The sequence below is a fragment of the Bacteroidota bacterium genome (assembly GCA_018831055.1).
In the GTDB taxonomy this organism is placed as follows: Bacteria; Bacteroidota; Bacteroidia; order Bacteroidales; family B18-G4; genus M55B132.
On the sequence record JAHJRE010000224.1, the window covers coordinates 1 to 10,770 of the forward strand.

A 10,770-nucleotide genomic window follows, 5' to 3' on the forward strand; every position below is an offset into this window, starting at 1 on the left:
AAGAAACTTGAAATTTGGAAAAAATATATGGATCAGGATCGCAAGACCCGCATCCAGTATGCTTCCAAATACGCCGGTACTTCCAACACATGGAAATACATGATCGGACAGGAAAGGGGACTAAAGCGACTGGGTGTTACTGCCAAAAAGCAGGACATTGAAAAAGAATTTCAGGCATGGGCTGATGGAACTCCCGAGCGTAAAGAGAAGTATGGTAGTGTTCTGAATGATTACAAGACGGCTTATGAAGCCATGGGTGTCGATTACGAAAAATTCCTTTATACTGTATTATGCGGTTCAAGCGGTTCGGAAATCCTGGGATATTCCCAAAGTTTCGGGCAGTTACTGGAATTACTGAAGAAAGATTCACCCGAAGCCATCATTCAGGAAACGGTTGACCAGTTAAAAGCATCCTCCGGGGAGCATTTTAAGGATTATAATGAGATCCTTGACGAAGAGGTAATGGCCGGCTTATTCAAGCTATATTACCAAAAGGTCCCGAAAGACTTTGTTCCTGCCCTTTTCCAGGAAATGCTCGATAAGCACAAAGGAAATTTTGAAGCTATGGCAAAATGGGTTTTTGAGACCTCGGTATTTTCCACACAGGATAAAGTAAATACTTTCCTGGACAAACCCAAAGCCAAGACCATAGAAAAGGATCCGGCATATCAGTTGGCAGGTGCTTTTGCGGAAAAGATGATGGAAGCCCGCGGTGCATTCCAGCAGGCCCAGGCCGGTATGAGTAAATACGACCGTCTTTTCATCGACGGATTACGGAAAATGAATACTGATAAGGTATATTATCCTGATGCCAATTCGACAATGAGATTATCCTACGGGAGCGTCCTTGATTATTATCCGGCCGATGCGGTTTACTATAATTATTACACAACCCTCGAGGGTGTTATGGAAAAAGAAGATCCGAACAACGACGAGTTCATTGTGGAAGAAAAGCTGAAAAAGCTCTTTGCTGCAAAAGATTATGGCCGCTACGGAGAAATGATCAACGGCGAAAAGAGGATGATCACCTGTTTCCTGACCACCAATGACATTACCGGAGGTAATTCAGGAAGTCCGGTCATCAATGGCAACGGTGAACTTATTGGCATTGCGTTCGACGGCAACTGGGAAGCCATGAGCGGGGATATTGCCTTTGAACCGGAATTACAGCGTACTATTAATGTTGATATACGTTATGTTCTGTTTATCATTGATAAATTTGCCGGAGCAAAGAATTTAATTGATGAATTGACGATTGTAACGGAAAAGATTAAGCCTCAGGAAGAAATTATCTTAAAAGAACCCTTAGAGGTTCATTTTGAAAATATCTATTTTGAAAACAATGTTTATAACGTTCCTGAAAAATATCTTCCTGTATTACAGGCTATAGCAGAATTCTTAAACGAAAACGATTCGTATTCCCTCATTATTGCCAGTTATACCGATGATAAGGGACCAGCAGCTTATAACAAAAAAATCTCACAAAAAAGGGGAGAAGAAACCGCAAAACTTCTTAGTAAAAAGTACCAAATTCCGGAGGATAGAATTATCGTAAAGGGTTTAGGCGAAGAAAACTTCTTACAAGATAATGCTACGGATGAAGGACGAGATGCAAACAGAAGAATCGAATTTGAGCTGGTTGATCATCCATAAATATTTCTTGAATATTATTTCCGGAAAAAGAAGGCAAATGCCTTCTTTTTTTATTTTTACACATTAAACTACAAATTATGAAAGCCAACCATTACGTTTTTCCTGCAGTTCTATTGATGTTTATTCTGCATGTTCTTGTTGTAAGAGCTGATGAAGGGATGTGGCTGCCAAATCTTATTGAACGCCTCAATTACGCTAACATGAAAGAAATGGGGCTGAAACTGACGGCAGAAGAAATTTACAGCATAAATCATACAAGTTTAAAAGACGGTATAGTAGGGTTGTCATCAAATGGGTCAACATCAGGGTTCTTTTGTTCGGGAAGTGTTATTTCAGATCAGGGTTTAATCATCACAAATTATCACTGTGCTTATAAATACATAGAATTACACAGCACGCTCGCATATGATTTGATGAATGATGGCTTCTGGGCTATGCATAAAGAAGAGGAACTTATAAATACCGGATTATCTGCCTCTTTTCTTGTCAGGATCGAAGACGTTACTAAAATGATTATCCCCAAACTTACCGATGGGATGACGGAAACTGACAGGTCTAATAAAGTAAATGAAATAACAAGTGAGCTTAAAAAAGAAGCATCATCAAACGGTCGATACCAGGTTGAAATCAAGGAATTCTATGCCGGTAATGAGTATTATTTATTTGTTTACGAAGTATATAAAGATGTCAGACTGGTTGGAGCTCCACCAAGTTCCATTGGACAGTTTGGCGGAGATACGGACAACTGGGCTTGGCCAAGACATACCGGTGATTTTTGTTTGTTCAGAATTTATCAGTCACCCGATGGTAAACCGGCAGAATATCATCAAAGCAATATTCCGTTAAAGCCCAAATATCATATACCCATTTCTTTAAATGGATATAATGAAGGTGATTTTACCATGTTGCTTGGTTATCCTGGAAAAACTGAGAGATATTTTACATCACAAGGAATCCAGTATTTAACAGATTCATACAATCCTGAATTAGCAAAAATTTATCAGGAAAAAATAAATGTACTAAACCGGTCAATCAAGGAAAATCCTGACCTTAAGTTTAAGTATGCGGCGGAACTGTCATCTCTGTCAAACTTCTATAAATATTTTACCAATCAAACTGAAATTATTAATCATAACAATTTGATACAGAAAAAAAAGGAAGAAGAATATGCTTTTTTATCCTGGGCTAACTCAGATAGTGGAAGAAGAGATAAATATGCTGACATATTCCAACTATCTGAAAAATCATATGAAAAATCCTCGAAAATTTCTAAGGAGTTATTTTATAATCTAAATGCTTCATATAACGGTCCTGAAATATTTCAATTTTCTTACAAATTTATTCGATTGTATTCTCAACTGGAAAATAACTCCTCTGAGCAATATATACAGTCAACAATTAAAACATTGCGAGACAACACTGATGAGCATTTTAAAAAATTCAATAAAGAATTGGATACAAGGATGACTCAAGGATTATTGAGTTTATACGTAAATAATATCCCGGAAGCAAAGATGCCTTCTGAATTTCTCAGTCTTTTAAAACAATACAAAGGAAATGTCAATGAATTAACAGTCTTTTTATTTGAAAAGTCAATTTTTTCTGAAAAGGAAACTGTTGTTGAATTTCTTGATAATCCAAAATTAAAAACACTGCAAAAAGATCCAATATATGTTATCGTAAACAGTTTATATCAAACCTTAATGGAAGTTCTAAAGGAATATCGCTCCAATGAAAATGAAATTGAGGTATTTCAAAGAAAATATATTAAAGGTTTAAGGGAGATGCATCCTGAAAAAACATTCTACCCTGATGCCAATTCTACTATGAGATTATCTTATGGGACAATACGCAGCTATTCGAAAAGTCAGGATTTTTATGAATATTATACAACCCTTGATGGTATGATAGCAAAAGAATCTGGAGAAAACAGTGAATTCATTGTTTCACCCAGGTTAAAACAATTATATCAATCCCGGGATTATGGACAATACGGAGATCAAGGAAGCCTGAAATTATGTTTCATATCCAATAATGATATTACAGGAGGATCTTCCGGAAGCCCGGTATTAAATGGTAAAGGGCAATTAATCGGGATCGCATTTGACAGCAACCAGGATGGTATCGCAGGAGATGTGTTTTATAATCCATTATTGCAGAGAACCATTGTTTTGGATATCAGATATATATTATTTATTATTGATAAATATGCGGAGGCTAAAAACCTGATTTACGAGTTAAAAATTGCCGGGGAAAAACCTGTTGTTATCGCTCAAAACAATAACATTCCCAATAAACCTGTAGTTCAGACAGTAAGTCACAATAAGACAATCATCAAACCAGCTCAAATTTCTATTGATGATGTCAAATTGATTGATCCCAATGAAAACAATGTTATAGATGCAACAGAACAAGTATATTTATCCTTAATGTTATCGAATAATGGACAAGGCACAGCTAAACAGCTTGTCACCGAAATAAATGATAATAGTAATACATATGGATTAAAATATCAAAAGTCTATAAGTTTCGGAGACCTGCCACCAAATCAATCAAGAGAATATAGAATACCAATTGAAAGTAACATTAATCTGAGTCAAACCATCGCTTCCTTTTCAATAATAGTTAGAGAGCAAAATGGGTTTGATTCAGACCCTATTGAAATCAAAGTTCCGACAAGCAGCTTTAAATTCCCGGAAATAAAAGTAATGGATTACAAATATTCTGATAATCTCATTGTACCAGGCAATCCATCTTACCTTGAAATTCTTATTCAAAACAGAGGTTTGGGTATTGCTGAAGATATTCAGATTGAATTTGAGCTTCCAGACAATGTTTTTCCCGCGGGGGATTTTGTTTTTACCATAAATGAGATGCAACCGAATGAATCACATAAGATCCAATTCGATTTTCTTGTAAACAAAAGGTATTTTGAGAAAGAACTGCCAATTACTGTTATTATTAAAGAAAAATATGGTACAAGAGGGGATAAAAGAGTATTAAGTGCAATGATCAAAGGCTCAGATGACTTAGCTGTCCAAACATTCGGATTTAACCCTATTGAAAATAATGAGCCTAACATAAATATTACAGATGCTTTCCTTACCTCCTATATTGATAAAGATATACCACGTAATACGGTTAAAAGAGAAAACAGGCTAGCTCTTATAATTGGAAATGAAGACTATACAAGTTATCAAAGAACTTTATCTTCGGAAGTTAATGTAACTCATGCAGTTAATGATGCTAAGATATTCAGGGAATATGTTACCAGTACCTTAGGTGTTGAAGAGCGTAATGTGTTCTTATTAACTAATGCAACTACTGGCTTAATATACCAAAAGATTGATCAGGTTACAAAAATTCTGGAAAAGCTTGGTGAGAATGGTGAGTTAATTTTTTATTATGCAGGGCATGGTCAACCGGATGAAATAACAAAAGTACCATACTTGCTTCCAGTAGATGTAAGTGCATCCAATTTAGCAACTGCAATAAGTCTGAATGAACTATATGAAAAACTGAGTTCTACCAATGCCAGGAAGATAACTATCTTTTTAGATGCCTGTTTTTCCGGAGGAGGCAGGAATAGTGGTTTATTAGCGGCAAGAGGGGTAAAAGTCAAACCAAAAGAAAACATTATACGTGGAAACATGGTTGTTTTTGCTGCAAGTTCAGGAGATCAGTCGGCTCTCCCTTATGATGAGATGAATCACGGAATGTTTACCTATTTTCTTTTAAAGAAACTCAAGGAAACGAAAGGCGAGGTTACTTACAAAGAATTGGCAGATTATTTACAATACAATGTTTCCCTGGAATCACTAAGGATAAACAATAAAGAGCAGGATCCGCAAATTAATATAAGTGTTGATATTAATACCATCTGGGAGAATTGGGTTCTATATTAGGCGGAATATTAACTGACTGATAAAAGGATTCTTGTTTAATCGAAAAAAAAAAATTTCATTTTTTAAACCTTTCCAGAATCGATTTATCGTCCAGTTCCTTGGAAAGTGATTCGATTGTATTCATGGGAACATCGAGCAGGTCGAGGATCATGAGCCCATCGAGGCAGTAATTAAACTTGGGATCCACATTAAACCCGATGATTTCTGCATTCAGGTTGATATATTTTTTAAGCAGGATAGGAGTACGGAATACGGGTTCAAAATCCTGGATGAAGCGGTCGAGTTTGGCTACGTCGTTTTCGGTATGTTTCAGGAACACTTTACGGTTGATTACCGGATTTATTTTTGCTTTAAATGTTTTTTTCGGGCGAATATATTCAGCCAATTCAAAGTTATAGTAATTTGATTTCATGAACTCGACAGTAAGAGCCTTTGCAAGGTCGGAAAAAGTGTTACTGATGCTTACAGGGCCGATAAGATAGCGATATTCGGGATGTTTCAGCAGCAGATACAAGATTCCTTTCCACAGCAAAAAGAGGGAATACGTTTTCTTCTGGTATTCCTTAGTAACAAAGGAGCGACCCAGTTCAATGGTTTCATTCAGGATTGGTATCATCTGGGGGCCCACCCTGAAAAGGGTATTAACATAGAAACCTTTAATACCATGCTGTGGCAGGATATCCTTGCCTTTACCGGCACGGTAACCGCCTACTATCTTATGATTTTCATCATCCCAAATAAAGAGCTGCTCATAGTAATCGTCAAAGCTATCAAGATCAAGCGATTTATTTGTGCCTTCGCCTACTTCGCGGTAAGTAACCTCGCGAAGCCGGCCTATTTCTCTTAAAACATTTGGGATCCTGGATGAAGGGACACAAAACACGCTTACACCCTGAAGGTTGAACAGTAAGAACTCATCCCTTATGGATTCAACTTCCTTAATAATATCTTCATCATTTACAGGAGCAATTATGTCCTCCATCCTGGGAGCCTGAACAGATTGGCTTTTTCTTATTTCGTCTGACAACCCAAGCGAATAGGTTTTAGTCCGGAGGAATTTTTTAAAGTCGTTAATATCACTGAACACATCCTGATCTTTCACAGGGATTGGTGTACCTATCCGGACTCTAACCTTTTTTCCCTCTTTATTGAACAGTTCAGATGGAAGCTTGGCAGTTCTGAGCAAAGGATGTATCATACCCAGGATCTGGAACATCCTGCTGTTATGACCCTCAAAATAAACAGGCAGAATGGGCACCTGGGCTTTTTTTATGAATTTTATAACAGAAAGCTGCCAATTTCTGTCGGTCACTTTTTTCTTATCAAACTGATAGGAAGAGACTTCACCGGCAGGATAGATACCTAAGGGAAATCCTTTTGAAAGGTGGCTAAAAGCCTCCTTTAATCCAGAATAGGAAGACCTGACATCTTTATGGGTTTCAAAAGGATTTACCGGAAGAAAAAAGCTTTCAACAGGCTGGATTTTTGTTAGCAGAAAATTCACCAGTATCTTGAAATCAGGCCTTGCTGTTCCCAGCAATTTGATCAGTAAAATACCATCCAATCCACCATAAGGATGATTATGAATGGAAATAAAAGGACCTTCCTTTGGTATGTTTGCCAGATCTTCCTCCGGGATTTCAAACGTAAAACCCAGCTCTTCTATCACCTTATCAATGAAAGCCTGTTCTTTCAGTCCTGAAACAAGATTATATCTGTCATTTAGTACGTTAAGTTTCAGGGTTTTCATCATGAACCTTGCAGCAGAGTCACCTCCAAGGTACTTAAGGGGTTTTACCGAGCTTAAAAGATCCTGAGGTTTGATAAGGTCCATATTTTCCTATTTCAATTTTACGAACAGATACAAAGGTATCAAATAAATACTCCCAGATTGATGCTAAATAAGCATTTCCATGAATCCTTCACGGAACAATCTGCCTTGCTTTTGTTATTGCAGTAAGATTTTCTTATTAAGGATTTCCTGTCCATTACTGATTTTAAGAATATACAATCCACCAGGGAATCCACTAAGGTCAAAATCTTTCATTATATCCATATTTTTCCCCTGCAAAGATTGATCAAAGAGGATTTTCCCTTCTACGTCGAAGAGGGAAAGATGGATCTGTTCGTTTTCTCCACTGTTGAATTCTATCCTGAAAATACCTTTTGATGGGTTTGGATATACCGCAATTTCATCTTCCTGCAGATCATTAAGTCCAACGTAAGGATCATAAGGATACTCGGCGGTATAAAATCCTCTTCCATGGGTAGCTGCAAGTACTGTATTATCGGATTGGCGCAATTGAAGCATATCGGTTCTTACATTGGCAAGACCGTCAATTGCAGGCTCCCAGACAGTGTTTTGAAGGTGCAGAGTATTGGTTGACCAGACTCCAATTTCCGTTGCCAGGAGGGCCTGTTCTGAGTTTTCAGGGTGATATATTGCCCATCTGACAGGAATATCGGGAAAATTCCCCTGTTTTACCTCCCAGTTCTGACCACCATCGAGGGATTGGAATATCTGGGTTACTCCATAATTGGAGAAGGTCACCAGCAATTCATTTTCGCTTGCACCGATGGCAACGCAGGAAATATTGGCTATCGGGAAGTTTGATCCAGTAATTTCGTCAACAGTGGGGGAGCTTTGAGCGTTTATCACTTTATAAAGTCTTCCCGACTGTGTACCCACGAACAAAGTAGATGTACCCGTTGGAGAGTAGGGAGAATATTTTACGTGGGAAAAGGGAATAAAATTGCCTGTACCAAGTGTGATATAGGCTTCCGTAGGATAATTAGGAATATTTTTAATTCTCAGCAATTGATCCGCATGACTGCCAAAGAAACTACAGGCATTGGCATAAAGAATGTTTTCTTTGTAGTCGTAATCGGCAGGACTGATGAAGGTACCGCTATAATCACCGGCATTATTGTAATAGCTCCCGTTAACGAAAATGCTGTAGCGGTTATAATAAACAGAAGTAATGAAAATATCGGGATCATCTTCGTCCCAGAAGCATGCGGCGCCATCGCCTCCATCGATCATATCGTTGATATCCAAAGCTTCATCATTGTAATACAAAGTACCGTTATCCTGCAATCCTCCGATAAATCTGTTTTCTCCGGAGACCGGAGATATTGCACAAGTATAGAATTGCAGGCTGTTATAGCTATGGGTTTTCTCTTCAAAATCGGGGTTGGAGGAAGTACCTTCGGAGGTATAGAAAACCCCTCCATCGCTACCGTAGAGCACTTCATCTGATGATCCTGGTTTAAAGAGGGAAACATGTTGGTCGGCATGCACATAATCGGGACCACCTCCGTAATACATCAATGACCAGTCTGACAGGTGGCTCCAGTTCATTCCGCCGTTGCTGGTTTTCCAAACATCAAGTCCACCAACATACATATGATCCGGGTTGTTTGGATCGACGCCAGCAGAGAGTGCGTGCCAGGCAAGGGTAGCCCATTCATTATCCGGCAATGGTAAAGTTAACCATGATTGTCCGGAATCGCTTGTGCGTAGAATGTATAATCCCCTATAGTACGTAAATCCATCGGTATATCCGACGGCAAACAGTGCATAGACTCTTGACGGGTCAGAGGGAGCGGAAGCAAGGACAACACGACCGGGTATATTATAATATGACTGTCCCAGGATATAATTGGCCTGATCGTCGTAAACGGTCCAGGAGCCGGTTGTCCCGTTATCGGAATATAAAATGACACCACCGCCATCAAGGTTGGGATTTTGCATAGTACCGACGAAAATCCTGCCATTGGAAGCAATTTCTATATCGGAGACAGGGTATGGATTGCTAGCACCGTTCATATCGGGTAAGACCTGTTCCCAGGAAATACCTCCATCTATCGAGCGATAGAGTCCATCATAGGGTTCGCTTTGCTGAACAATTCCATGGTATATTCCGGAGGTCACCCCTGCATAGATCACACTGGTTCCATTCTCGTCTCTGACAGCTACATCGGTTACATATTTCCAACCGGAGGTTGAAGGGAGGAAATTCCAGGATAGTCCTCCATCCGTTGATTTCAATATACCCATGCCAACCCCGGAAGATTCACGGTAAATGGTTACAGCGGTTTCTCCTTCACCGGTTCCGACGTAGAAAGTCTGAGGATCGTTAGGATCATAGCAAATTGAGGAAATAGCAAGGTTATCCCAGAAATCCCCGACAGGAATCCATGGGCTGTCGTCATCGGTTATATCTTCATTATACCAGAGTCCTCCGGTAACACTTCCTGCCCATACTTTATTACCCGATTCATCAATGGGATCATACATAATGGCCCTGGTGCGGCCTCCCATGTTGGCATCGGTTGCCGACCACTGAACTGTAGATGTATTTGACCGCAGGGTGCTTTCATTCCTGATGCGTTCAGCCGCCAGGTATCCCTGTTTTAAACGATCCATAGGTACAGTACCGGTTGCCGGATCAGCAAGCATAAAATAATTCTGCATAGCTGCGAGATCCGGACGATCAGGCCTTTTTAAGCCTTTATAATTTGCTTCCGGCAAATCCGGCATTTTAGCATATTCTTCCATCAGAAAACGCTCGTAACGTTGACGGTCGCTTTCCTGATTAAAAAAAACAAAAGTAACAACAGCCAAAACCAATATGGCCGTTAATAAAACGGAAAAATTCTTTTTCATCGGAGGGAGCATTAGTAATTAATCAGGACAAAGTTAGTATTTAATTTGTTAGCATAGTTAATTCCCATCTTCGGATCAACAACAGGAACCTCCAAATAAATATGGCCGGAAAAAACCTTAAGACTTGTTGTTAATCTTTTCCGACATCACAAACAATTGGCTGCAAATTGCCAGCAAGAAGAAGCTGTTGGCCACGAAAAACCAGTTGAAATGATTTTTAACACCCAGAAATTCACCACCGGCAAAAAAGGCGATCACTCCACCCAGGAGTAATAATCCTCCGGCAGTACCCGCCATCCAGGAAATCAGTTTAGCAATGTTTTTCATAATCTAAAGTATTATGTATCCGGAACGATTAACAATGAGATTCAAGTTGCAGGGCACAGGCTGCAGGTTGAAGGTTGCGACCTGTAACTTGCAACGTGGAACCTGGATCCCATTTTAATTATTCCTGATACTCATTTATAAAAATTTGATTGGGAGAATAAAGGTACAAAGAAAGTGATTGGGGAGGGGAAAAAATGTTAACAGGTTGCAGGGGGC

The 10,770-nt window shown here is 39.1% G+C and carries 5 protein-coding genes; 2 read left to right on the forward strand and 3 right to left on the reverse strand.

All coding sequences use genetic code 11. From position 1 onward, the window contains the following. Nucleotides 1-1,653 (forward strand): S46 family peptidase (locus KKA81_14770; GenBank protein MBU2652189.1); only part of this gene is annotated, 1,653 nt, incomplete at its 5' end. A 77-nt stretch (nucleotides 1,654-1,730) separates the two neighbouring features. Then, nucleotides 1,731-5,558, forward strand: coding sequence for a S46 family peptidase (locus KKA81_14775; protein ID MBU2652190.1), 3,828 nt, complete (start codon nucleotides 1,731-1,733; stop codon nucleotides 5,556-5,558). Between the two features lie 55 nt (nucleotides 5,559-5,613). Here the strand turns inward: KKA81_14775 and KKA81_14780 are convergent, their stop codons facing one another. From KKA81_14780 to KKA81_14790, 3 genes are all read right to left on the reverse strand, one after another. Next, complete coding sequence (locus KKA81_14780; GenBank protein ID MBU2652191.1) at nucleotides 5,614-7,392, reverse strand: lysophospholipid acyltransferase family protein; 1,779 nt, start codon at nucleotides 7,390-7,392, stop codon at nucleotides 5,614-5,616. Nucleotides 7,393-7,506: 114 nt separating this feature from the next. Beyond that, complete coding sequence (locus tag KKA81_14785) at nucleotides 7,507-10,227, reverse strand: T9SS type A sorting domain-containing protein (GenBank protein ID MBU2652192.1); 2,721 nt, start codon at nucleotides 10,225-10,227, stop codon at nucleotides 7,507-7,509. A gap of 117 nt (nucleotides 10,228-10,344) precedes the next feature. After that, nucleotides 10,345-10,554 (reverse strand): hypothetical protein, encoded by a 210-nt coding sequence (locus KKA81_14790; GenBank protein MBU2652193.1) that lies wholly within the window; start codon nucleotides 10,552-10,554, stop codon nucleotides 10,345-10,347. Nucleotides 10,555-10,770: the final 216 nt, after the last annotated feature.